Source organism: Terrabacter sp. P2_E3, assembly GCF_056403915.1.
The window spans coordinates 223,723-247,046 of sequence record NZ_JBFUEN010000006.1 but is presented as its reverse complement, the minus strand read 5'-3'; the positions used below and the strand labels follow the sequence as shown (position 1 = coordinate 247,046).

General features: G+C 72.1%; 21 protein-coding genes and 1 tRNA gene. 13 read left to right on the top strand and 9 right to left on the bottom strand.

Going from position 1 to position 23,324, the window contains the following annotated elements:
• Positions 1-44: 44 nt before the first annotated feature.
• The 3 genes from AC1DW8_RS10165 (at position 45) to AC1DW8_RS10155 (ending at position 3,931) form a co-directional block, all read left to right on the top strand.
• The gene (locus tag AC1DW8_RS10165; protein WP_478093723.1) at positions 45-3,062 is read left to right on the top strand and encodes a UPF0182 family membrane protein; all 3,018 of its coding nucleotides are present in this window, start codon (positions 45-47) and stop codon (positions 3,060-3,062) included.
• 144 nt (positions 3,063-3,206) lie between these two features.
• Positions 3,207-3,280: transfer RNA gene (locus AC1DW8_RS10160), tRNA-Met, on the top strand.
• A gap of 144 nt (positions 3,281-3,424) precedes the next feature.
• Positions 3,425-3,931: a hypothetical protein gene (locus tag AC1DW8_RS10155; RefSeq protein WP_156415377.1), complete on the top strand. Its 507-nt coding sequence runs from the start codon at positions 3,425-3,427 to the stop codon at positions 3,929-3,931.
• Positions 3,932-3,994: 63 nt separating this feature from the next.
• Here AC1DW8_RS10155 and AC1DW8_RS10150 read toward each other — a convergent pair whose 3' ends face one another.
• Positions 3,995-4,555, bottom strand: coding sequence for a DUF1990 family protein (locus AC1DW8_RS10150; RefSeq protein WP_478093720.1), 561 nt, complete (start codon positions 4,553-4,555; stop codon positions 3,995-3,997).
• A 105-nt stretch (positions 4,556-4,660) separates the two neighbouring features.
• Between AC1DW8_RS10150 and AC1DW8_RS10145 the strand changes: the two genes are divergently transcribed.
• The 4 genes from AC1DW8_RS10145 (at position 4,661) to AC1DW8_RS10130 (ending at position 10,502) form a co-directional block, all read left to right on the top strand.
• Positions 4,661-6,127: a 3' terminal RNA ribose 2'-O-methyltransferase Hen1 gene (locus AC1DW8_RS10145; RefSeq protein ID WP_478093718.1), complete on the top strand. Its 1,467-nt coding sequence runs from the start codon at positions 4,661-4,663 to the stop codon at positions 6,125-6,127.
• Positions 6,124-8,700: a polynucleotide kinase-phosphatase gene (locus tag AC1DW8_RS10140; RefSeq protein WP_478093716.1), complete on the top strand. Its 2,577-nt coding sequence runs from the start codon at positions 6,124-6,126 to the stop codon at positions 8,698-8,700. Before AC1DW8_RS10145 ends, AC1DW8_RS10140 begins: the two co-directional genes overlap by 4 nt.
• A gap of 381 nt (positions 8,701-9,081) precedes the next feature.
• A complete protein-coding gene (locus AC1DW8_RS10135; RefSeq protein ID WP_478093714.1) occupies positions 9,082-9,483 on the top strand; it encodes a hypothetical protein in 402 nt (133 codons plus the stop codon).
• Between the two features lie 119 nt (positions 9,484-9,602).
• Positions 9,603-10,502, top strand: coding sequence for an NADP-dependent oxidoreductase (locus AC1DW8_RS10130; protein ID WP_478093712.1), 900 nt, complete (start codon positions 9,603-9,605; stop codon positions 10,500-10,502).
• An 18-nt stretch (positions 10,503-10,520) separates the two neighbouring features.
• Here the strand turns inward: AC1DW8_RS10130 and AC1DW8_RS10125 are convergent, their stop codons facing one another.
• Both AC1DW8_RS10125 and AC1DW8_RS10120 read right to left on the bottom strand, forming a co-directional pair.
• Entirely contained in the window at positions 10,521-12,221 is a 1,701-nt protein-coding gene (locus AC1DW8_RS10125) for an aminotransferase class V-fold PLP-dependent enzyme (RefSeq protein WP_478093710.1), read from the bottom strand.
• Positions 12,222-12,305: 84 nt separating this feature from the next.
• Positions 12,306-12,644 (bottom strand): hypothetical protein, encoded by a 339-nt coding sequence (locus AC1DW8_RS10120; RefSeq protein WP_156415375.1) that lies wholly within the window; start codon positions 12,642-12,644, stop codon positions 12,306-12,308.
• 151 nt (positions 12,645-12,795) lie between these two features.
• Here AC1DW8_RS10120 and AC1DW8_RS10115 point away from each other — a divergent pair, with 151 nt between their 5' ends.
• Positions 12,796-14,130 carry a M16 family metallopeptidase gene (locus AC1DW8_RS10115; protein WP_478093707.1) on the top strand — a complete coding sequence of 445 codons (1,335 nt, stop codon included), beginning with the start codon at positions 12,796-12,798 and terminating at the stop codon, positions 14,128-14,130.
• Positions 14,127-15,515 carry a M16 family metallopeptidase gene (locus AC1DW8_RS10110; protein ID WP_478093705.1) on the top strand — a complete coding sequence of 463 codons (1,389 nt, stop codon included), beginning with the start codon at positions 14,127-14,129 and terminating at the stop codon, positions 15,513-15,515. The genes AC1DW8_RS10115 and AC1DW8_RS10110 overlap by 4 nt, the downstream gene beginning before the upstream one ends.
• A gap of 54 nt (positions 15,516-15,569) precedes the next feature.
• Here AC1DW8_RS10110 and AC1DW8_RS10105 read toward each other — a convergent pair whose 3' ends face one another.
• From AC1DW8_RS10105 to AC1DW8_RS10085, 5 genes are all read right to left on the bottom strand, one after another.
• The gene (locus AC1DW8_RS10105; protein ID WP_478093703.1) at positions 15,570-16,196 is read right to left on the bottom strand and encodes an N-acetyltransferase family protein; all 627 of its coding nucleotides are present in this window, start codon (positions 16,194-16,196) and stop codon (positions 15,570-15,572) included.
• A 171-nt stretch (positions 16,197-16,367) separates the two neighbouring features.
• Positions 16,368-17,159, bottom strand: coding sequence for a histidinol-phosphatase (gene hisN, locus AC1DW8_RS10100; protein ID WP_056770676.1), 792 nt, complete (start codon positions 17,157-17,159; stop codon positions 16,368-16,370).
• A 65-nt stretch (positions 17,160-17,224) separates the two neighbouring features.
• A complete protein-coding gene (rsgA, locus tag AC1DW8_RS10095; RefSeq protein WP_020143035.1) occupies positions 17,225-18,271 on the bottom strand; it encodes a ribosome small subunit-dependent GTPase A in 1,047 nt (348 codons plus the stop codon).
• The gene (gene aroA / locus AC1DW8_RS10090; protein WP_056770675.1) at positions 18,268-19,650 is read right to left on the bottom strand and encodes a 3-phosphoshikimate 1-carboxyvinyltransferase; all 1,383 of its coding nucleotides are present in this window, start codon (positions 19,648-19,650) and stop codon (positions 18,268-18,270) included. Before aroA ends, rsgA begins: the two co-directional genes overlap by 4 nt.
• 31 nt (positions 19,651-19,681) lie before the next feature.
• Positions 19,682-20,212, bottom strand: coding sequence for a DoxX family membrane protein (locus AC1DW8_RS10085; protein ID WP_478093700.1), 531 nt, complete (start codon positions 20,210-20,212; stop codon positions 19,682-19,684).
• A gap of 192 nt (positions 20,213-20,404) precedes the next feature.
• On the opposite strand from AC1DW8_RS10085, the gene AC1DW8_RS10080 reads away from it, so the two are divergent.
• Genes AC1DW8_RS10080 through rsrA form a run of 4 tightly spaced genes read left to right on the top strand, consistent with a single transcriptional unit; the run spans position 20,405 to position 23,086 of the window.
• A complete protein-coding gene (locus AC1DW8_RS10080; RefSeq protein ID WP_056770669.1) occupies positions 20,405-21,259 on the top strand; it encodes an SOS response-associated peptidase in 855 nt (284 codons plus the stop codon).
• The gene (locus AC1DW8_RS10075) at positions 21,256-21,897 is read left to right on the top strand and encodes an alpha/beta hydrolase family protein (protein ID WP_056770668.1); all 642 of its coding nucleotides are present in this window, start codon (positions 21,256-21,258) and stop codon (positions 21,895-21,897) included. Before AC1DW8_RS10080 ends, AC1DW8_RS10075 begins: the two co-directional genes overlap by 4 nt.
• Positions 21,898-21,914: 17 nt before the next feature.
• Positions 21,915-22,790 (top strand): sigma-70 family RNA polymerase sigma factor, encoded by an 876-nt coding sequence (locus AC1DW8_RS10070; RefSeq protein ID WP_478093697.1) that lies wholly within the window; start codon positions 21,915-21,917, stop codon positions 22,788-22,790.
• Positions 22,787-23,086: a mycothiol system anti-sigma-R factor gene (gene rsrA, locus AC1DW8_RS10065; RefSeq protein ID WP_478093695.1), complete on the top strand. Its 300-nt coding sequence runs from the start codon at positions 22,787-22,789 to the stop codon at positions 23,084-23,086. Before AC1DW8_RS10070 ends, rsrA begins: the two co-directional genes overlap by 4 nt.
• A 90-nt stretch (positions 23,087-23,176) precedes the next feature.
• Here the strand turns inward: rsrA and AC1DW8_RS10060 are convergent, their stop codons facing one another.
• Positions 23,177-23,251, bottom strand: coding sequence for a 50S ribosomal protein bL37 (locus AC1DW8_RS10060; protein ID WP_369791897.1), 75 nt, complete (start codon positions 23,249-23,251; stop codon positions 23,177-23,179).
• Positions 23,252-23,324: the final 73 nt, after the last annotated feature.

Genomic DNA, 23,324 nt, shown 5'->3' with positions numbered 1-23,324 from the left:
GTCCGCCCGACCACCTGCCCGCCCCAGCACCCAAGGCACTCCACGTGAGCGACAGCAACTTCGGCCCCCCGCCGGGCAACTTCAACGACGACGACTCGGGCTCGCCCCGACGCCCCGACGCGGCCACGCTGCCGCCCACCCGACGCCCGCTCGTCACGTCCCTCGTCGTGGCGGCGGCGCTGCTCGTGGTCATCGCCATCGCGGCGCAGTTCTGGACCGAGGTGCTGTGGTACCAGTCGGTCGGCTTCGCGGGGGTCTTCAGCACCCAGATCGTGACGAAGATCCTGCTGGGTCTCGTCGGTGGGCTGCTGACAGCGGCGATGGTGTGGTCGAGCATCCACTTCGCCTTCCGCAACCGTCCGATCTACGCCCCGTCGCCCGACACGCAGGCCATGGAGCACTACCGCCAGCTCGTCGAACCGATGCGTCGCACCGCGACGATCGCCGCACCGCTCGCGGTCGGCCTCTTCGCCGGTCTGTCGGCAGCGACGCAGTGGGACACCTTCCTGCTGTGGCGCAACGGCAGCCCGTTCGGCACCACCGACCCCGAGTTCGGCCTCGACATCGGCTTCTTCGTCTTCGACCTGCCGTGGATCAACTTCGTCGTCGCGTTCCTGACGATGATCCTCGTCATCGGCTTCATCACGGCCGCCTTCACGCACTACCTCTACGGGGGCATCGTCGCCGGCAACAAGATGCGCTCGACCCAGGCCGCCCGCGTGCACCTGTCGGTCATCGCGGCGGCCCTCGTGCTCGTGCGCGCCGTCGCCTTCTGGGTCGACCGCTACAACCTCGCGACCGCGCAGTCGACGAAGATCACCGGCATCCAGTACACCGAGTCGCACGCGATCATCCCGACGAAGGGCATCCTCGCGCTGGCCGCCGTCATGTGCGCGATCATGTTCCTCACGACGATCTGGACGCGCTCGTGGCGCCTGCCGCTCGTCGGCGTCGCCGTGCTGGCGGTCATCGTCGTCGCGGTCGGTGGCATCTACCCGGCCCTCGTGCAGTCGCTCAAGGTGCGTCCGTCGGAGAAGTCCCTCGAGGTCCCGTACATCCAGCGCAACATCAACGCGACCCGGGCGGCCTACGGCTTCAGTGCGATCAAGGTCGACTCGTACGACACGAAGACCGTCGCGGCGCCCGGCCAGCTGCGTGGCGACGCGGCCACCGTGCCGGGCATCCGACTCATCGACCCCAACGTCGTCGGCCCGACGTTCAAGCAGCTCGAGGCGAGCAAGGGCTACTACCAATTCGCCGACGTGCTCGACGTCGACCGCTACCAGATCGAGGGCAAGTCCCAGGACACCGTCATCGCGGCCCGCGAGCTCGACCTCAGCGGCGTGCCCGACGGCCAGCGCAACTGGCTCAACGACCACACCGTCTACACCCACGGCTACGGCGTCGTCGCGGCCAAGGGCAACACGCGGGAACCCGACGGTCGTCCGACCTTCATCGAGTCGCAGATCGGCACCGAGGGTGCGCTCGGGAAGTACGAGCCGCGCATCTACTTCGGCGAGAACTCGCCCGAGTACTCCATCGTCGGCGGCAACAAGCAGGAGTTCGACTACCCGGACCCCCAGGGCACCGGGCAGATCAACTACACGTACGCCGGCGTGGGTGGCGTGCAGCTCGACGCCGTCCGGCGCCTTGCGTATGCCGTGAAGTACCGCGAGATCAACTTCCTCCTCTCCGACGCGGTGACCAACGACTCGCGCGTCCTCGACCACCGAACGCCGCGTGAGCGCGTGCAGCGGGTCGCGCCGTGGCTGACGCTCGACGGCAACGCCTACCCCGCGGTCGTCGACGGTCGGGTCCAGTGGATCCTCGACGGCTACACGACGTCGGCGAACTACCCGTACTCCCAGACGACGACGCTCGACACGGCGACCGAGGACGCCGTGACGAGCACCCGCAACTCGGTGCGTGCTGTGCAGGCCGGCCAGGTCAACTACGTCCGCAACTCCGTCAAGGCGACGGTGGACGCCTACGACGGCACGGTGACGCTCTACCAGTGGGACGAGCAGGACCCGGTGCTCAAGGCGTGGATGTCGATCTTCCCGGGCACGGTCAAGCCGCTCAGCGACATCAAGGGCTCGCTCATGGCGCACCTGCGCTATCCGGAGGACCTCTTCAAGGTGCAGCGCACGCTGCTGGAGAAGTACCACGACCAGGACGCAGCGTCGTTCTACGGCGGCCAGAACTTCTGGCGCGTGCCCGACGATCCGACGCAGCCCGCCGACAACCTGCTCCAGCCGCCGTACTACCTCTCGCTCGCGATGCCCGACCAGTCGAGCCCGGCGTTCTCGCTGACCTCGACCTTCATGCCGACCGGTGACCGCAACGTGCTCTCGGGCTTCCTCGCCGTGGACGGCGACGCGGGCAGCCAGGACGGCAAGAAGTCGTCGGCCTACGGCAAGATGCGCCTTCTCGAGACGACGGGTGGGTCGGTCAACGGCCCCGGTCAGGTCTACAACGACATGCGGACCTCGACCGTCACCTCCAACGACGCGTCGCTCGGTCGCCAGCTGACCCTCGCGCAGTTCATCTCGACGACCTCGTCGACCGGGGCCAGCGTCATCTTCGGCAACCAGCTGACCCTGCCGGTCGGTGGGGGACTGCTCTACGTCCAGCCGATCTACGTCCAGGCCCGATCGAGCGGCTCGGGTACCTACCCGCGCCTCTCGGCCGTGGCGGTCGCCTTCGGCGACAAGATCGCCTGGGCCGGCTCGCTCGATGCGGCTCTCAACGACCTCTTCGGTGGTTCGTCGGGTGCGCAGGCCGGTGACACCGGCACGACTCCGACTCCGACCCCGACTCCGACACCGGGCAGCACGGCGACGCCGACGCCGACGCCGTCGTCGACCGCGACGCCCGGGAGCCCGGACGCGGCGGCGCTGTCGAAGGCGCTCAAGGACGCCCAGGCGGCGTACGTCGAGGGCGAGGCAGCTCTCAAGCGGGGTGACTTCGCCGCCTACGGTCAGGCGCAGGCCAAGCTCAAGGAGGCCCTGACGCGCGCGGTCCAGGCCTCACCGCGGTCGGCGCCGACCGCGACACCCTGACCGACCGATCTCGATCACGACCTGTGGCAGCACGCGAATCGCGTGCTGCCACAGGTCGTTCCGGCGTCGATCACGCTGGATCGGAGCACGACCGGGCCTCGATTTGGTCCTGCGCGAGGTTTCGCGTAACGTTGCTCTTGCCGACGCGGGGTGGAGCAGCTCGGTAGCTCGCCGGGCTCATAACCCGGAGGTCGCAGGTTCAAATCCTGCCCCCGCTACTGATCGCGTCAGCGACACGAAGGGCCCCAGAGAGATCTGGGGTCCTTCGTCGTTCCCGGGCGGAGCCACTGGCGCGACGACGTCCCGTCGCGGCAGGCTGGGCCCGAGGCGCCGCGTCCGGTGGTGCACGCTGAGGGGGCACCGTGGTGGAGGAGACAGCCCGGGAGCGGGCCACGAGACTCATCGCCCGGGGCAACCCGGCTGGCCTGCTCTACGGCGCCATCATCACCGGCGCCGTCATGAGCGCGACCGCGAACCACGCACCGTCGACGGGGCGCGTCGTCGTCGCGGCGGTCTTCGTCCTCGTCGTCTACTGGCTCGCCGACGTCTACGTGCGGGCCTTCTCCGACCAGTTCATCCACGCCGGGTCGCCGTTGCCCCGGCGGATGGCCGCCGCGGTGCGCCACGAGTCCCGGGTGCTCCTCGGGGGCGTGCCCGCCCTCGTCGTCGTGCTCGTCGCGACCCTGCTCGGCGCCGATACCGCCCTCGCGGTGAACCTCGCCCTGTGGCTCACCGTCGTCGAGCTGGGTGCGGTGGGCTACCTCGGGGCGCGCGCCGTCGGCTCGAGCCAGCGCACGGCCTTCCGGGAGTCGCTCGCTGCAGCGCTCCTGGGCGTCGTCATGGTCGCGGCCAAGACGTTCCTGCACTGAGCTCCGCCACCGGTCGCCGGCACTCCGCCGGAACCCTCTGCGGAGCGCGACGCGCCGCGAGGTTCAGGACCCCTGGACCAACGACCCCAGGGACCTCAGGTAGCGGCCCGCGAGGAGGCGCTGGGCCCGGCGCCCGACGGGGCCGCTGAGGCGCGCCAGGGCGCCGTCCGGGCGTGAGAACGCGCGCACCGTGAAGGTGACCGCGCCGTCCTCCCCGAGCGACACGACGAACGACTCCTCGCCCGCCTCCGGGTGTCCCGGGAGCGTGCCGTAGGCGAAACCGCGACGCCGCGGTCCCTCGACGACGTCGACGACGCGTACGGGGGCCCGGAGGGACAGCGGCCCGGGGCCGAGGCGCAGGTCGGCGACGACGGCGGGCAGCACGAGGGGGCTGGAGGCGACCACGCGCACGCCGGCGCCGCGCTGGACGGCCCACCCGAGCAGCGCCTCCGTCGCACGGTCGAGGGCGTCCGGGCCGTGGCCGACGACGGCGCGCCGTCGCAGGTGCCCGTAGCCCGCCGGGAGGGGTCCCTTGCGCAGGCTGGCGCCCACCTCGGGATAGGTCAGCGGCGCCAGCGCCAGCTCAGCGAGGCGGTCGCCCGCGAGGAGGAGGGGCCCGTTCATGCGCCCAGCATGCCCGATCGTCGCGGTCGTGCGACGAGGACGGCTCATCCACAGGAGGTCCGCGCGTCGCCCGGCCTCACCCCTCGTTGCGTGCACAATGAGCGCGTGCTGCTGACCATCACGACGACGGCGACGGGGACCACGGTCGCGAGCGACCTCGGCTACCTGCTGCACAAGCACCCGGACCGTGTGCAGGCCTTCGAGCTGCCGGTCGGCACGGCACACGTCTTCTACCCCGAGTCGAACGAGCAGCGGTGCACCGCAGCGTTGCTGCTCGAGGTCGACCCCGTCGGCATCGTCCGGGGCAAACGCTTCGGCGGCGACGGCTTCGCGCTCGCCCAGTACGTCAACGACCGTCCGTATGCCGCGTCGTCGATGCTCGCGGTGGCGCTCGGCAAGGTGTGGGGCACGGCGCTCAAGGGACGGTGTCCGGCCCGACCGGACCTCGAGGGCGCCGCCCTCCCGCTCACCGTCGCCGTGCCGGCGCTGCCCTGCTCGGTTGGCGTGGACCTCGTCCGGCGGCTCTTCGCGCCCCTCGGCTGGCAGGTCCGGGCCGACGCCGTCGCGCTCGACCCCGAGGTGCCGCGGTGGGGCGACTCGCGCTACGCCGACGTGACGCTGACGGGCACCATGCCGCTCGCCGACGCCCTGAGCCACCTCTACGTGCTCCTGCCGGTGCTCGACGGCGCGAAGCACTACTGGGTCAGCACCGACGAGGTCGACAAGCTCGTCCGGAACGCCGGCGCATGGCTGGGCAGCCACCCGGAGCGCGACCTCGTCACCCGTCGCTACCTCAAGCACCAGCGCGTGTTCGTCGCGGAGGCCACCGAGCGCCTCGACGCGCTCGACGACGTCGCCGCCGAGTCGCTGCAGCCCGAGCCGACCACCGTCGGTGACGGTGTCGAGCCGGCGACCCCGCTCGTCCGACTCCGGTCCGCCGCCGTCCTCGCCGCCCTGCGCGACACGGCCTCGCACCGCGTCGTCGACCTCGGCTGCGGCGAGGGCGCGCTGCTGCGCGAGCTGCTGGCCGACCCCGCGTTCACCGAGGTCGTCGGCGTCGACGTCGCGGCCGGTGCCCTCGAGCGTGCCGAGCGCCGGCTGGCGCTGGAGCGGATGCCCGACAGCGTCCGTGCGCGCCTGACGCTGCGCCAGTCGTCGGCCACCTACCGCGACCGCGCGCTCGAGGGCTTCGACGCCGTCGTCCTCATGGAGGTGGTCGAGCACCTCGACCCCGACCGGCTGCCGGCCCTCGAGCGCAGCGTCTTCGGCCACGCGCGCCCGATGGCGGTCGTCGTGACCACGCCGAACGCCGAGTTCAACGTGCGTTACGAGCGTCTCGAGGCCGGCGCGATGCGCCACCCCGACCACCGGTTCGAGTGGACCCGTGCCGAGTTCGGGCAGTGGGCCTCGGCCGTCGCCGAGACCCACGGGTATGCCGTCGAGCTGCGTCCCGTGGGCGAGGTCGACCCGGAGGTCGGGTCACCCACCCAGCTCGCCCTCTTCCGACGCGTGGACCTCCGTCCGGACTCCACGGCCGACGCCGGCCTGACGAGCGAAGGTGGTGCGGCATGACGACGATCGCGATCCCGGAGCTCGCCCTCGTCGCCCTCGTCGGGGCATCCGGGTCGGGCAAGTCGACGTTCGCGGCACAGCACTTCGGCCGCTTCGAGGTCATCTCGAGCGACTTCTGCCGTGGCCTCGTGTCCGACAACGAGAACGACCAGGCGGCCTCGAAGGACGCCTTCGACGTGCTCGCCTACATCGCCGGCAAGCGGCTCGCCGCCGGACGGCTCACGGTCATCGACGCGACCAACGTCTCGAAGGACGCTCGGCGCCAGCTCGTCGAACTCGCCAAGGCGCACGACGTGCTGCCCGTCGCCGTCGTCCTCGACGTGCCGGTGGCTGTCGCCGTCGAGCGCAACCGCGAGCGGCCCGACCGCGACTTCGGCGCCCACGTCGTCAGACGGCACCACGACCAGCTCCGTCGGTCACTCAAAGGCCTTGGGAGAGAAGGCTTCCGCAAGGTTCACGTGCTGAGCGGCGTCGACGAGATCGCCTCGGTCGAGGTGATCCGCGAGCGACTGCTCAACGACCGTCGCGACGAGCACGGCCCGTTCGACGTCATCGGCGACGTGCACGGCTGCCGGGTCGAGCTGGAGCAGCTGCTCGACCGGCTCGGCTACGCGATGGTCCGCGACGACGAGGGGCGAGCCGTCGACGCCGTGCACCCCGAGGGCCGCCGTGCCGTGTTCGTCGGCGACCTCGTCGACCGGGGTCCCGACACCCCGGGGGTGCTGCGCCTCGCCATGGGCATGACGGCGGCGGGGCACGCCCTCGCGGTCCCGGGCAACCACGAGCACAAGCTCGTCCGCGCGCTCGACGGCGCCCGCGTCCAGGTGAGCCACGGGCTCGAGACGACGCTCGCCCAGCTCGAGCAGGAGCCCGCCGAGTTCCGCACGGCCGTGCGCGACTGGTGCTACGGCCTGGTGTCGCACCTCGTGCTCGACGACGGCCGGCTCGTGGTCGCCCACGCGGGGCTCAAGGAGGCCTATCACGGACGGGCCTCGGGGCGGGTCCGGTCCTTCGCCCTCTACGGCGACACGACGGGGGAGACCGACGAGTTCGGGCTGCCCGTCCGCTACCCGTGGGCGCGCGACTACCGCGGCCGGGCGATGGTCCTCTACGGCCACACGCCGACGCCCGACCCCGAGTGGGTCAACAACACGATGTGCCTCGACACCGGGTGCGCCTTCGGCGGTCACCTCACGGCCCTGCGCTACCCGGAGAAGGAGGTCGTGCAGGTCGCCGCCGAGCAGGTCTGGTACGCGCCGTCCAAGCCGTTCCCGGTCGCCGGCGGGGGCACCGGAGCTGCGGACGACACCCGCGCCGGGCAGGCCCGTGGCGACGACGACCTCGACCTCACGGACGTCCTCGGGCGCCGCGTCGTCGAGACGGCCCACCACGGGCGCATCTCGATCCGCGGCGAGAACGCCGCCGGCGCGCTCGAGGTGATGAGCCGCTTCGCCGTGCACCCGCGCTGGCTCGGCTACCTGCCGCCGACCATGGCGCCGGTCGCGACGTCGCGGCGCCCCGACCTGCTCGAGCACCCCGACGAGGCCTTCGGTGCCTACGCCGAGGCCGGCGTGGGTGAGGTCGTGTGCGAGGAGAAGCACATGGGCTCGCGAGCCGTCGTGCTCGTGTGCCGCGACGCCGCCACGGCAGCCCGGCGCTTCGGGGCCCGGTCGGGCGAGACCGGGGTCGTGCACACCCGCACGGGTCGGTCGTTCCTCGACGGCCCGCTCACCGAGTCCCTCCTCGCGCGGGTGCGGACGGACGTGGGGGAGGCCGGGCTCTGGGACGAGCTCGGGACCGACTGGCTCCTGCTCGACGCCGAGCTCCTGCCGTGGTCGCTCAAGGCCGAGGCGCTGCTGCGCGAGCAGTACGCCTCCGTCGGCGCGGCGGCACGCGCCGCGCTGCCGGCTGCCGTCGACGTGCTCGAGCGGGCTGCCGGCCGCGGTCTCGACGTCGCGGCCCTGCTCGGTCGCACCACGGCACGACGGGCCAACGCCGAGGCGTTCACGGCGGCATACCGCCGGTACTGCTGGGACGTCGACGGTCTGGACGGCGTGCAGCTCGCGCCCTTCCAGCTGCTCGCGGGCGAGGGCAGCACGTGGCACGACCGCGGGCACCGGTGGCACCTCGACCGCATCGACCGCCTCGTCGACGCCGACCCGACGACATTCCGCACGACGCGCCGTCTCGTCGTCGACACCGCCGACCCGTCGTCGGTCGCGGCCGGGGTGCGGTGGTGGGAGGACCTCACCGCCTCGGGTGGCGAGGGCATGGTCGTCAAGCCGGCCGCCGGCCTGCTGCGCACCCGCGCGGGTCTCGTGCAGCCGGGCCTCAAGGTGCGCGGCCGGGAGTACCTCCGCATCATCTACGGACCCGACTACACGGTGCCGCACCACCTCGAACGGCTCCGGGAGCGCAACCTCGGGCACAAGCGGTCCCTCGCCCTGCGCGAGTACGCGCTCGGGCTCGAGTCCCTGGAGCGACTGGCCCGGGGCGAGCCGCTGTGGCGCGTCCACGAACCCGTCTTCGCCGTGCTCGCCCTCGAGTCGGAACCGGTCGACCCCCGACTCTGACGCATTCCCCTGCCACGCCGGGCACACGTCTGGGACATCCGCTGTCTCGGGGTCCGGCACGCAGGAGGTGCGTCATGACAGCGAGCACGCGTCAGACAGCCGTGCGTCGGCCGTCCCACCTCACTCGGGACAGCGGCCGCCCCGGGGTGCGCGCCCGGCTCTCCGCCGCGGCTGCGATGCTCGTGCTCATGCTCGGATCCGTGGTGCTGTCGGCGCAGTCGTCGGCCGCAGCCACGAGCTCGGGCCGCGCGATGTGGGTGTGGTCGTGGGCCGACGCGGGGTCCGTGGTCCAGCTCGCCCAGTCCCGTGGCGTCGGGACGCTCTTCGTGGGCGTGCCGCCCGACCTCGCGACGAGCCCGCCTCACCCTGCTCGACCGGCCCGTGGCCGCCAGTGGTGGCCGCCCCGTCGAGGCGGACATCCCCTTCTGGTTCGGCCAGGTCGAGGCCGGCAAGAAGTCGACCCTCGACACGGAGACGATGGGGCGCGTCTGGGCGGTGACGATCATGGCCTACCGCAACACGGCCGCCGGCCCGGACGGCACCCTCGCCATCGCCGCCGCCGAGCTCAGGACCGCAGCGGCGCTCGGTAGGCCCGTCCGGATCGGCCAGGAGACGAACGACCTCGGGACCGACCCCACCGAGGTCAAGCAGACCTTCTACGGCCAGACCCTGACTCGGATGAACGACCAGCTCGCCCAGGTCGACTCGGGCGCCGCGGCCTACGCGACGTACGCCGGCGTCGCGGTCCACCACGCGACGGGGTATGCCGCGATGGCGCCGTGACGGCGGACAGCGCTGGGAGCCGCGGTGCCCAGGGACCGGACGCGGCGGCATACGCGAGCGGTCCACGTCGTTGTCCCGGTGACGTCGCCCGTCGGGCGGCCCGGGCAGCAGGAGGCACCATGAAGGCCATCGTCATCGACCGGTTCGGCGGACCCGAGGAGCTGCACGAGGCACAGCGGCCCGACCCGCAGCCGGCCCCCGGTCAGGTCCGGGTCCGGGTCGAGGCCGTCGGGGTCAACCCCGCCGACGGCAAGGCCCGCAGCGGCCTCATGGCCTCGCCGGACACGACGTTCCCGCTCGTGCCCGGTCTCGAGGCGGCCGGTGTCGTCGACGCGCTGGGGGACGGCGTCACCGACGTCGCCGTGGGCGACCGGGTCGTCGGCTTCGCGGAGGGCGGTGCCTACGCCGAGCTCGCCGTGCTGAGCACGTATGCCGTCATGCCCGACGCGCTCGACGCCACCGTCGCGGTGTCGCTGCCCGTCGCGGGCGAGACGTCCCGACGCGTCCTGCGCCTCCTGGGCGTGCAGCCCGGCGAGACACTCCTCGTGCACGGGGCCAGCGGGGTGGTCGGCGAGGTCGCGACCCAGCTCGCCGTCGCGGGCGGTGCCACCGTCATCGGCACGGCCTCGGCCGCCAACCAGGAGCGTGTCGCGGCCCTCGGCGCCACGCCGACGACGTACGGCGACGGCTGGCTCGACCGCGTGCGCGCCCTGGCGCCGAACGGGGTGGACGCCGTGCTCGACGCGAGCGGCGCCGGAGTGCTCGACCAGTCGGTCGAGCTGCTCGGCAGCCCCGACCGGCTCGTCACGATCGCCGACCCGGCCGCCTTCACCACGGGCATCACCTTCAGCGGCACGTCGCAGCGTTCGGCGCAGGAGCTCGCCGACCTCGTGGCCCAGCGGGCGTCCGGCGCCGTCACGACGACCATCTCGCGCGTGCTGCCGCTCGCCGAGGCGGCCGCGGCGCAGGCGCTCAGCGACAGCGGCCGCGCCGGCGGCAAGCTCGTGCTCGTCCCCTGACCTCGGGCACCCTGCGCCTCAGCGCGAGAGGCTGCGGACGGGCAGCTCGAACCACCTGAGGTGGTCGAAGTCGACGTTGACGTGCGCCTCGTCGCACCGCTCCGGCGTCGCAGCGGCGAGGACGGCACGCGCGTCGTCGAGGTGTCCGGCGAGTGCGTCCTCCCCAGCCCGCTCGAGCTGCGCCGGGTAGGTCAGGTGGCCCTGCTCGAAGCTCACCTGGTGCAGCCGTAGCGGGGGCTCGACAGGCCCGTCCTGGTGGCGCCAGAGCCCTGTCGCGGGCTCGAAGTCGTAGTCGCCGAGCAGTCGCCAGCCGTCGCGGGCCACGAGGCGGACGGCCTCGATGACGTAGTCGGCGACGACGTCGGAGATGAAGTAGTTGAAGTTGACCCGAACCCAGCCGGGCTTGATGCCCTCGCAGCCGCGCCCGATCTCGCGCTCGAACTCGTGCGAGCGCTCGAGGTCGATGCCCAGGAGGTAGTGGCCGTAGGGCCCCGCGCACGAGCAGCCGCCGCGGGCCTGGATGCCGAAGAGGTCGTTGAGCACGGCGACGACGAAGTTGTGGTGGAGGTAGCGCTCGCCCTGCGCGTGGACGACGAACGACACGATGGACAGGCGCTCGGCCTCGAGGTTGCCGAGGATCTCGATGGCGGGCTCGTCGCGCCAGGCCGTGACCGCGCGCTGGAGGAAGTGGTCCTCGCGGGCGCGGATGGTCTCCACGCCGACGGCCTTCTTGAGCTTGAAGACGAGCCCGGCGCGGATGGCCTCGATGATGGCGGGCGTGCCGCCCTCCTCCCGGTGCGCGGGGTCGGTGAGGTAGTCGTGGGCGTCGGGGTTGACGTAGGCCACGGTCCCGCCGCCGGGCACGTCCGGCACCCGGTTGGTCATGAGTTCGCGGCGCACGACGAGGACGCCGGGCGTGCTCGGGCCACCGATGAACTTGTGCGGGCTGAGGAAGATGGCGTCCTTGTATGCCGTCGGGTCGGCGACGCCCCGGCCGCCCCGGCCGTACATCTCGATGTCGACGTACGGCGCGGCCGCGGCGTAGTCCCAGAACGCGAGCGCGCCGTGCGCGTGGAGCAGGGAGGAGATCGCGTCGGTGTCGGTGACGATGCCGGTGACGTTGCTCGCGGCCGAGAACGAGCCGATGAGCAGGGGCCGGTCGGCGTGCTCGACGAGACGCTCGCGGAGCACCTCGATGTCGACGTGCCCGTCGAGGTCCTGCGGGATGACGACGACGTCGGCGACGCACTCGCGCCACATCACCTCGTTGGAGTGGTGCTCGTAGGGCCCGATGAAGATGACGGGCCGCTGATCGGCGGGCACGAGATCGCCGGCGTGCCAACGGTCCTCGAAGTTCGACGGGATGCGCAGGCCGAGGATGCCGACGAGCTTGTCGATGGCCCCGGTGCAGCCCGAGCCGGCGAAGACGACGACCGTCTCGTCGTCACCACCCACGGCGTCGCGGATGGTGCGCCGGGCGTCCTCGCGCAGCCGCGTCGTCTGCAGCCCGGTGCCAGAGCTCTCGGTGTGGGTGTTGGCGTAGCGGGGGAGCACCTCGTCGCGGATGAAGTCCTCGATGAAGGTCAGGCCGCGGCCCGACGCGGTGTAGTCCGCGTAGGTGACGCGGCGTGGGCCGTAGGGGCCGTGCATCACCTGGTCGTCGCCGACGACGCTCGCGCGGATCGTGGTCAGCAGGTCGTTCTCCGGGGCTCCAGCCATGACCCAAGCATACCTCATGGTGATGCTAGCCAAGAAGAGCATAACTATTAGTTACATGAGATGGAGAGCGCGTCGAGGGTGCGGTTATGTGAGCGGCACGACGCACACGACCGTCCCGGTGCCGCCCTGCGACACGGCACTCGTGAACGCGCGCGTCGAGCCGTGATCGGCGCAGATGCGGCGGACCGAGGAGTCGTCGGTGAACGCTTCTCGCTGCACGAAGACGACCCTGCCCAGAGCGGACGGGTCCGAGCAGTCGACGGCCCGCACGTCTCGCGCCGGGTCCGCAGTGACGCACTGGCCCGTCGAGATGTCCTGGGCGGCATCGTCGGAGGTCACGGCGCGGAAGACCAGAAAGGCCAGGACCGCAAGCAGTAACGGGCCGAAGCGCCGGAGGCTCGAGGCGTGTGCAGGCTTCGGCATGGAGCCGTCCTGTGGCGAGTCGGTCAACCTGAGGACTCCAGTCGTGGCGGGTGGTGGCGGGAGGTGGCCCCCGCATTCTGCACGTACTCGACGCCCAGGTGTTGCGTTCACGACTCGTCACCTCCCGCGCTCCGTCGCATAGGGTCGATCCGTGACAGCGATCTCCTATCCGCTCGCGGAGCACACGCTCGCCAACGGCCTGCGCGTCATCGTCAGCGAGGACCACACGGTGCCCAACGTCGCGGTGAACCTGTGGGTCGGCGTCGGCTCCCGCCACGAGACCCCTGGACGCACCGGCTTCGCCCACCTCTTCGAGCACCTGATGTTCCAGGGCAGCCGCGACGTCGCGTCGGGCGAGCACTTCTCGGCCCTCATGGACGAGGGTGCCCGGCTCAACGCCACGACGTGGTTCGACCGCACGAACTACTTCGAGACGGTGCCCACCGGTGCACTCGAGCTCGCGCTGTGGCTCGAGGCCGACCGGCACGGCCACCTCCTCGACGCCGTGACGCAGGAGAACCTCGACAACCAGCGCGACGTCGTCAAGGAGGAGAAGCGCCAGCGCTACGACAACGTGCCCTACGGCTCGGCGCTCATCGACATCTACGCGACCGCGTTCCCCGAGGACCACCCCTACCACCACCCGACGATCGGGTCGATGGAAGACCTCGACGCCGCGACGCTCGAGGACGTCCACGCCTTCTTCCGCGCGCACTACGGGCCGAACAACACCGTCCTCACCCTCGTCGGCGACGTGACCCCGGAGGAGGGCTTCGCCGCTGCCGAGACGTACTTCGGCGGCCTCCCGGCCATCGAGCTGCACCCGCGGGAGCGGCACGCGCAGCTGCCACCGCTCTCCGAGCCGGTCCGGCTCGACCGCGTCGGTGACGTCCCCAACGACCGGATCTACGTCTCCTTCCGGCTCCCCGTCGACACGACCCCCGACTACCTCGCCTGCCAGGTCGCCGTCGACGTTCTCGGCGGCCTGGCGAGCTCTCGGCTCGTGCGCCGTCTCGTCCGCACCGACGAGACCGCCGTGGCCGTGGGCGGCTGGACGATGGGACTCGTCGACGGTGTCGGCCTCGGCACCATCACCGTGGACGTGTCCGCAGGCGCCGACGTCGAGAAGGTCGAGGCCGCGGTGTGCGAGGAGATCGGCCGCTTCATCGACGAGGGGCCGGATGCCGCCGAGCTCGAGTCGGTCATCGCCGACACCGAACGCTCGTGGCTGAGCGCGCTCGCGAGCATCGAGGAGCGCGCCGACCACATCAGCCACCACGCGCTGCTCACGGGCGACCCGGCATACGTCAACACCTTCGTCGAGCGCATCCGCGCGGTGACCGCGGAGCAGGCCCGCGCCGCCGCGGCGGCGTGGCTCTACCCCGCGTCGCGGGCGGTCGTGCGCTACCTCGCCGAGACGAGCAAGGACGCTGACCAGTCCGACGACACCGACCGCACCGACAAGGACTCGGAGGAGGCCGCATGACCGCCGTCGCCCGCCCCGTCGTCGCACCGCCCGAGCCGTGGGACTTTCCCGAGGGCAGCGCCCACGACCTGCCCAACGGCCTGCGCCTGCTCACCTACGACGTCCCCGGCCAGTACGTCGTCTCGGTGCGCCTCGGCCTGCCCGTGTCGCTCCGGGACGAGCCGCGCGAGCGCGAGGGGGTGGCCTCGATCATGTCCCGCACCCTCGACGAGGGCACCGACGAGCACACGGCCGAGGAGTTCGCCCGGCTGCTCGAGCGCAAGGGTGTCAGCTTCGGCGCGGGGATGGCGGACGCCGGTCTCTCCCTCGACCTCGACGTCGTCAAGGGCAACCTCGAGCCCGCGCTCGACCTGCTCCGGCAGATCCTCACCGAGCCGGCCTTCCCGCAGACCGAGGTCGCCCGCCAAGTGCGCACCCGTCTCGCCGAGATCGAGCAGGAGCGCTCGGTCGCCGCGCACCGCGCCGGGCTCGAGTTCGTCCGCACGTTCTACGCCTCCGACGACCGCTCGTCCCGGCCCACGGGCGGCACGCGCGAGACCGTCTCGTCGATCACGCGAGACGACGTCGTGGACTTCCACGCGGAGCACGTCGTCGCCGCCGGCGGCACGGTGGTCGTCGCCGGGGACCTCGACGGGCTCGACGTGCCGGCCCTCGTCGAGGCCGCCCTCGGTGGGTGGGCCCACGGTCCGCGGGACCGGGAGCGCTACCTCCAGCACGCCGCCGTCCTCGCGCCCGACCGCGGTCGCATCGTCCTCGTGTCCCGCCCGGGCTCGGTGCAGACCGAGTTCGTCATCGGGGCGCCAGGACCCGACCGCTCCGTCGAGGGTGGGTGGGCGCCCTACCCGGTGCTCGGCTTCGTCCTGGGAGGCTCCCCGAACGCCCGCATCGACGCCGTCCTGCGCGAGGAGAAGGGCTACACCTACGGCATCCGGTCGAGCTTCCGCCCGCGGCGTCGCGGCGGTGTGTTCCTCACGTCCGGCTCCGTGCGCGCCGACTCGACCGCGGAATCTCTGAGGCTCCTCGTCGAGATCCTCGAGAGCGGCCGGGACGGGTTCAGCGACAAGGAGATCCGCTCCGGTGTCGACTTCATCTCCAAGACCGCGCCGGGTCGCTACGCCACAGCTGACTCCATCGCCGACGAGGCGGTGGGCATGGCTCTCGACGGTCGCACCACGGCGTTCACGACCGACAACCTCCGCGACCTCGCAACCGTCGACCGCAGTCGGGTCGAGGCGGCCTACGCCCGCTTCGCCGGAGGAGCCGGCATCGGCAGCGGCGAACCCGGAGCCGGGTGGACGATCGTCGTCGTCGGCGACGCCGCGGCCCACCTGCCAGCCATCGAGGCCCTCGGCCTCGGCGACGTCACCGTCGTCACCGACGCCTGACCCCAGAACGACCTCGCGGTCGAGGTGATGCCGACACCCGGGTGCGTCTCGGCATCACCTCGAACCGGGGGACTGTGTGTCGGTCGGCTGGAGCGGGCGCTCCATGACGTAGTCGTCCTCGTACACACCGCCGACGAGGAAGCGCTTGGTGCCGACTCGGTCGAAGCCGCTCTTGCCGTAGAAGCGCTGGGCGCGCTCGTTCTGCTGGTTGACGCCCAGCCACACGCCGGCGGCGCCGGAGTCGCGTGCCCAGTCCAGGGCCCGGCTCATGAGCAGCGCGGCAGCGCCCGTGCCATGAGCCTGCGGCAGGACGTAGATCTTGGACAGCTCGACGGTCGGGCGGATCCGGATCGCGGCGCTGACGTCCTCGTCCCGTGGGTCGCCGGCGACGAGCATCGCGTACCCCAGTGCGGTCCCGTCGCGCTCGGCCAGGAGGACGTGGCGGTGGGCGTCGGTGACGTAGTCGGTGAAGCGGGCGGGGGAGAGGACCTCCTCGACGAACGCCTCGACACGGTCACGCGTCATCGACGGCGGACACGCGAGCACGAACGTCGCTGCGGCGACCTCGGCCAGCGCTGGCACGTCAGCCTCGCGGGCAGGGCGGACCGATGCGACGGGGACCGCCGGGGCGGGTACCGCGGAGTCGGAGGAGTCGGCGGGGTCGGGGGAGTCGGTGCTCATGCCGAAAGGCTATGCCGCCCAGTGCATCCCGCCCAGTGCATCCCGCCCCAGTGCATCCCGCCCAGTGCATCCCGCCCCAGTGCATCCCGCCCAGTGCATCCCGCCCAGTGCATCCCGCCCAGTGCATCCCGCCCAGTGCATCCCGCCCAGTGCATCCCGCCCAGCGCGGCCTCAGGCAGGCGAGGTGCCGATGCGCGAGAGCACCTCGTCGTGCAGCAGGCCGTTGGTCGCGAGCGCGTTGCCGCTCCAACAGCCGTCCTTGCCGTCGAGTCCGGTGAACCGCCCACCGGCCTCCTGCACGATCGCGACGAGCGCGGCCATGTCGTGGACGGCGAGCTCGGGCTCGGCCGCGATGTCGGCGGCCCCCTCGGCCACGAGCATGTAGGACCAGAAGTCGCCGTAGGCACGGGTCCGCCAGCAGTCGTCCATGAGGTCGAGGAAGTCGTCACGCCGCCCGCGCACCCGCCAGCCGGCGAGCGAGGAGTACGACAGCGACGCGTCGCCGAGCCGTCCGACCTGGGACACCGAGATGCGCTTGGCCGACGACAGGGAGCGGCCGCTCCAGGCGCCTGAGCCGGTCGCGGCCCACCAGCGACGCTGCAGGGCCGGCGCGGCGACGAGGCCCAGCACCGGGACGTTGTCGACGACGAGGCCGATGAGCGTGGCCCACACGGGCACGCCGCGGACGAAGTTCTTCGTGCCGTCGATGGGGTCGATGATCCACCGCCGCGGACCGTGCCCGGTCGTGTCGAACTCCTCGCCCTCGACGGCGTCACGCGGGCGGGTGCGCTTGAGCTGCAGCCGGACGAGCTCCTCGGCGGCCCGGTCGGCGTCGGTGACGGGCGTGAGGTCCGGCTTGCTCTCGACGACGAGGTCGGCGGCACGGAAGCGTGCCATCGTCACCCTCTCGACGGCATCCGCGAGGACATGGGCCAGACGAAGGTCGTCGTCGTAGGAGGTCACCGGCTCAACCTAGCGGCATCGGTCCGAGCAGTGGCGCTGAGCCCGGCGACGAAGGTCGCTGCGGCTCAGTGCTCCTCGGTCGTGCTCCGGCTGCTGAGCAGGCGACGCAGCGACTCGAGACGTGACGCGCCGGCCGGTCCGGCGTGACCGTCGGCCACCCAGGCGTCGAGCGCGCACTCCTCCTCGTCGTGCGTGCAGCCGCGGGGGCAGTTGTCGGTGCCCTCGGCGAGGTCGGGGAAGTGGTCGATGATGTGGTCGACGTCGATGTGGGCGAGTCCGAACGACCGGATGCCCGGCGTGTCGATGACCCAGCCGTCGTCGGAGCCGTCGGCACCGTGCAGCCGCAGTGCCACGGCGTTCGTCGAGGTGTGGCGCCCGCGGCCGGTCGTGTCGTTGACGACGCCGGTGGCGCGCAGGGCGCCGGGGACGAGGCCGTTGACGAGAGTGCTCTTGCCGACGCCGGAGTGCCCGACGAGGACGGAGACCTTGCCGGAGAGCCTGGCGCGGAGGTCCTCGAGGCCGGAGAAGTCGCCGTCCTTCCACGACGTCACGACGTGCTCGACCTCGAGCGGCGTGTAGTGCGCGAGGAAGTCGCTCGGGTCGACGAGATCGGCCTTCGTCAGCGCGAGCAGCGGCTCGAGGTCCGCGTCGTAGGCCGCGACGAGGCAGCGGTCGACCATGCGCGGCCGCGGCTCGGGGTCGGCCAGGGCCGTCACGATGACGAGCTGGTCGGCGTTGGCCACGATGATCCGCTCGTAGGGGTCCGTGTCGTCGGCCGTGCGTCGCAGGACCGACCGACGCTCCTCGATGCGCACGATGCGGGCGAGCGCGTCCGGACCGCCAGCCAGGTCGCCGACGAGGGCGACGTCGTCACCGACGACGACCCTCGTGCGGCCGATCTCACGGGCCTTCATGGCCGTGACGACGCGCTCGGGCTCCTTCTTGCCGAGCGAACCCTTGGGGATGAGGCACGTGTAGCGGCCACGGTCGACGCCGATGACCATGGCGACGACGGCGTCCGCGTGGGCGGGCCGCTCCTTCGTGCGGGGCCGGGACCCCTTGCGACTGGGGCGGACCCGGATGTCTCCCTCGTCGAGGTCCCGCCAGCTCATCGAGTGAGCACCACCGGGCGTGAGCCGTCGAGCATGCCCTGCCACAGCCCGACGAAGTCGGGCAGCGTCTTGCGCGTCGTGTCGATGTCCTCGACGTGCACGCCGGGCACGCGCAGTCCGATGATCGCGCCTGCGGTGGCCATGCGATGGTCGTGGTAGGTGCGGAACCGGCCACCGTGCAAGGGTGCCGGCGAGATGCGCAGCCCGTCGTCGGTCTCGGTGACGTGCGACCCGACCCGACCGAGCTCTGCCGTGAGGGCCGCGAGACGGTCGGTCTCGTGGCCGCGGATGTGGGCCACGCCCCGGATCCACGTCGGCGTCGACGCGAGCGCTGCGAGAGCAGCCACCGTCGGGGTCAGCTCGGCCGCGTCGTGCAGGTCGATGTCGATGCCGACGAGCTCACCGCTCCCGACGACCGTGAGTCCCGAGCGGTCCAGGCGCACGTCGGCGCCCATGGTGTCGAGGATCTCGCGGAGGAGGTCACCGGCCTGGGTCGTGTGCTGGGGCCATCCGGGCACCCGCACCGTGCCGCCTACGACGAGGGCCGCCGCGACGAAGGGCCCGGCGTTGGACAGGTCCGGCTCGACCGACACGTCGAGGGCGTTGATCTCGGACGGCTCGACACGCCAGGTGTCGGGCTCGCTGTCGTCGACGATCGCGCCCGCGTCGCGCAGCGTCTCGACCGTCATGAGGATGTGCGGCTCGCTGGGCACCGGCTTGCCGTCGTGGTGCACCGTGACGCCCTCGTCGTAGCGTGCCCCGGCGAGGAGCAGCGCCGAGATGAACTGCGACGAGGCCGACGCGTCCATCGTCACCGACCCGCCCGGCACCCGTCCGCGCCCGTGGACCGTGACCGGCAGGTGCCCGTCGTGGTCGTCGACCTCGACCCCGAGCGCGCGCAGCGCGTCGGTGACCGGCCCCATCGGGCGCACCCGCGCCTGGGGGTCGCCGTCGAGCCGGACCGGCCCGTCGGCGAGCGCCGCCACGGCGGGCAGGAAACGCATCACGGTGCCCGCCAGGCCGCAGTCGACCGTCACGTCACCGCTCAACGTCTCGGGCGGCGTCACCACCCAGTCGAGCACGCCGCCGACCGCACCGACCCCACCGCTGCCGGACTCACCTTCCGGCGCGACGTCGTCGATGCGTACGCCCAGGGCGCGCAGCGCGTCGGCCATGAGGAGCGTGTCACGCGAGCGCAGCGGCGCCCGCAGCCGTGAACGGTCGCTGGCCAGTGCGGCGAGCACGAGGTAGCGGTTGGTCAGGGACTTGCTACCCGGCAGGACGACCGTGGCATCGAGCGGTCCGGGCGCGAGCGGCGCCGCCCAGTCGGGCTCCTCGGTCAGGGTGGCGCCGTCGGTGGCGCCGTCCGTCACGGACATGGGGTGGGGCGATGGATCAGCGGGACTCAACTCAGCTCACGACGTCCTGGGCTCGATGGGCGAGCAGGCGCGCCTCACGCTTGGCGGCCCGCTGGGCGTGACGGGCCTCGCGGCGCGTCGTCTTCGTGGCGTGCTGGGCGCGCCAGGCCAGGCCCGGCTTGCCCTCGGTGTCGACGGCGGCGAGGAGCAGGCCGCCGAGCAGGCCGACGTTCTTGAGGAAGAGGCTGCGGCTCTGCGCCTTGCGGGTGGGGTCGGTCTCCTCCCAGAAGGCGTGCTCGATCGCCGTCGTCGGCACGACCGAGGCGGCGAGCACCGTCGAGGCGAGCCGCGGCATCCGACCGGTGGCGAGCAGGAGCCCCCCGCCGAGCAGGGCGGCGCCGTTGATCCGGACGAAGAGGTCGGGGTCCTTCGCGGCGACCTCGGCCCCCGGCACCTGGCCCGGCACCTTCTGGAGCAGGTGGGCGGCCTGGTCGGTGCGCGCAGCCGGGTGGCGGAGCGCCTCCACGCCGGCGGCGACGAAGACGGATGCGAGCAGCGGGCGGGCGAGACGACGGACGATCATGCGTTTTCCTCCTCTGGCCGCGACCCGTTCGAACGCGTCGTGACCATCGTGGACCTGTGGACACCTACGGTATCGACATACCCGCGGCGCAGGACGTGCCGCCCACGCCGGCCCTCGGGGTCGTCGCGGTCGTGACGGACGCGTATGCCGTCACGATCCATGTCGTCGGCCACCCGGCATACGCTGTGGCGCATGTGCGGGAGGTATGCCGCGAGCGCGCGGCCCGACGAGCTCATCGAGGCCTTCGACGTCGACGAGGACCACACCGACGAGCCCGCGCGCAGCGTGCTCAAGAACCCCCAGAGCCCGCCGGCCGGCGAGCCCGACTGGAACATGGCCCCGTCCAAGCAGGCGTTGGTCGTCCTGACCCGGAGGCCTCGCGGCACCGGAGGCACCGACGGCGCAGACGAGGAGGCCGTCCCCGCCCGGCAGCTCCGGATGCTCACGTGGGGTCTGGTGCCGGCGTGGTCCAAGGACGTCTCGACGGGTCTGCGCATGACCAACGCGCGCGCGGAGTCGGTGCTCGGCAAGGGTGCCTTCGCCAAGGCCGCCCTCTCGCGCCGCTGCCTCGTGCCGGCCGACGGGTGGTACGAGTGGCAGGTCTCGCCGACCGCGGTCGACGCCAAGGGCAAGCCGCGCAAGCAGCCCTTCTTCATCCACCGCGCCGACGGCGCCCCCGTCGCCTTCGCCGGGCTCTACGAGTTCTGGCGCGACCGCGAGCTGCCCGAGGGCGACCCGGCGGCGTGGTTGACGACCTTCACGATCATCACGACCGCCGCCGACCCCGGCATGGACCGCATCCACGACCGCCAGCCCCTCGTCCTCGAGCCCGCCCAGTGGGAGCACTGGCTCGATCCCGACGAGAAGGACCCGGGCTACGTCCAGGGCGTCCTCGAGTTCGCCGCGCCCGGACGCTTCGAGGCGCACCCGGTCAGCCGTGCGGTGGGTGCGACGCGCAACAACGGTCCCGCCCTCGTCGAGCCCGTCCCCGAGTCCGAGCTCGAAGGTGTCGTAGACCCGATGACCGGTGAGGTGGTCGGCGCGTGAGCGCACCGGCCCGTGAGGCGGTCCGCGAGATCGAGACGCCCGGTGGGCCCGGACGCGCCCACATCCAGCGACCCGCACGCCCACGCGGCACCGTCGTCCTCGGCCACGGCGCCGGGGGAGGGCTCGGAGCGATCGACCTCGCGATCGCCCGCGAGGTGCTCGTCGGCGCGGGCTGGGCGGTCGTGCTCGTCGAGCAGCCGTGGCTCGTGGCCGGTCGCAAGGTGGCCGGTCGCCCGCCCACGCTCGACGTCGCCTGGGTGCCGATCGTCGAGGCGCTCATGACCGGCAGGGGCCGCCTGCCGCGCCCCCTCGTCGTCGGCGGCCGCAGTGCGGGCGCGCGCGTGGCGTGCCGCACGGCCGGACCGCTCGAGGCCGATGCCGGCCTCCTGCTCAGCTTCCCCCTCCACCTGCCGGGTCAGCCGGAGAAGCTGCGCGCCCACGAGCTCGCGCTCGCGCCAGAGCCGTCATGGGTGGTTCAGGGCACCAAGGACACGTTCGGCACGCCCGACGAGGTGCGCGCGCACCTGCCGGTGGGCACGACGCTCGTCGAGGTACCCGGCGCGCACAGCTTCCCGAAGGGCTCGCGCAGCGCCCTCACCGAGGCTCTCGGCACGATCGCGGGAATGCTGCCCGGCTAGGTGTCGTTGCACGGAGCATGGTCACCTGCCCCACCCGTGAGCCCGAGAGCATCGCGACCGTGCCGACCGAGCACGGTCTGCTGACGCAGCCCACCGGTCTAGGCTGGGAGGCGATGGCAAAGGACAAGAAGACCGATCCGAGCGCCGCACTGCGGCTGACGGACCCGAGCACCGACACGAGCGCGACGACCCGGGGGGCGACGCCTGCACCGTCCGACCCCGACGACCTCGCGCGCGCCGATGCGACCGTCGACGTCGCGAGCGAGAGCGAGCACGAACGTCGAGCGCGCTTCGAGCGCGAGGCGATGCCCCTGCTCGACCAGCTCTACAGCGCTGCTCTGCGCACGACGCGCAACCCGAGCGACGCCGAGGACCTCGTGCAGGAGACGTTCGCCAAGGCGTACGCCGCGTTCCACCAGTACAAGCCGGGCACCAACCTCAAGGCGTGGATGTACCGCATCCTCACCAACACCTACATCAACAGCTACCGCAAGAAGCAGCGCCAGCCCCTCGAGTCCGACTCGGCCGAGATCGAGGACTACCAGCTGGCGCGGGCCGAGTCGCACACGTCGGTCGGGCTCCGGTCCGCCGAGGCCGAGGCGCTCGACCACCTCCCCGACAGCGACGTCAAGCGCGCCCTGCAGGCGATCCCCGAGGAGTTCCGCCTCGCGGTCTACTTCGCCGACGTCGAGGGCTACGCCTACAAGGAGATCGCCGAGATCATGGACACGCCCATCGGCACCGTCATGAGCCGCCTGCACCGCGGCCGCCGTCAGCTGCGCGAGCTCCTCTCGGAGTATGCCGCCGACCGCGGTTTCGCGGCGGCCGGCACCTCCGAGGGTGCGGCGATGGGTGCGGGGATCGCTGCTGGCACGGAAGGAAGCCGGTCATGAACGACCACACGACGGGTGGACAGGGTGCGTCGGACAGCGCGATGACGCGCACCGACTGCTCCGAGGCGTTGCTGAGGGTCTACGAGTACCTCGACGGCGAGCTGGGCCCCGACGAGTGCGCCAAGATCCAGGCGCACCTCGACGAGTGCGGGCCGTGCCTCAAGGAGTACGACCTCGACACGACCCTCAAGTCCCTCATCAAGCGTTCGTGCGAGTGCGAGCAGGCGCCGGAGGCGCTGCGCCTGACCATCATGTCGCGCATCTCGATGACCATGATCCAGGTCGACCGCAGCTGAACAGCGGCCCACGACGTCAACGTCGGGTCCCACGGACACGACGAAGGCCCGCCCCGAGCTGCTCGGGTGCGGGCCTCTGACGTCTGCGGCTCAGGCGTTGGGCTTGCGGCCGTGGTTGGCGGCGTTGCCCTTGCGGGAGCGGCGCTTGCGGGCGCGCTTGCTCATCGTCGGCTCCTAATGGGTCGTACAGTGGTCTCGGGCCCCGGTGCGGGACACGAAGACCCGATTCTTCCACATC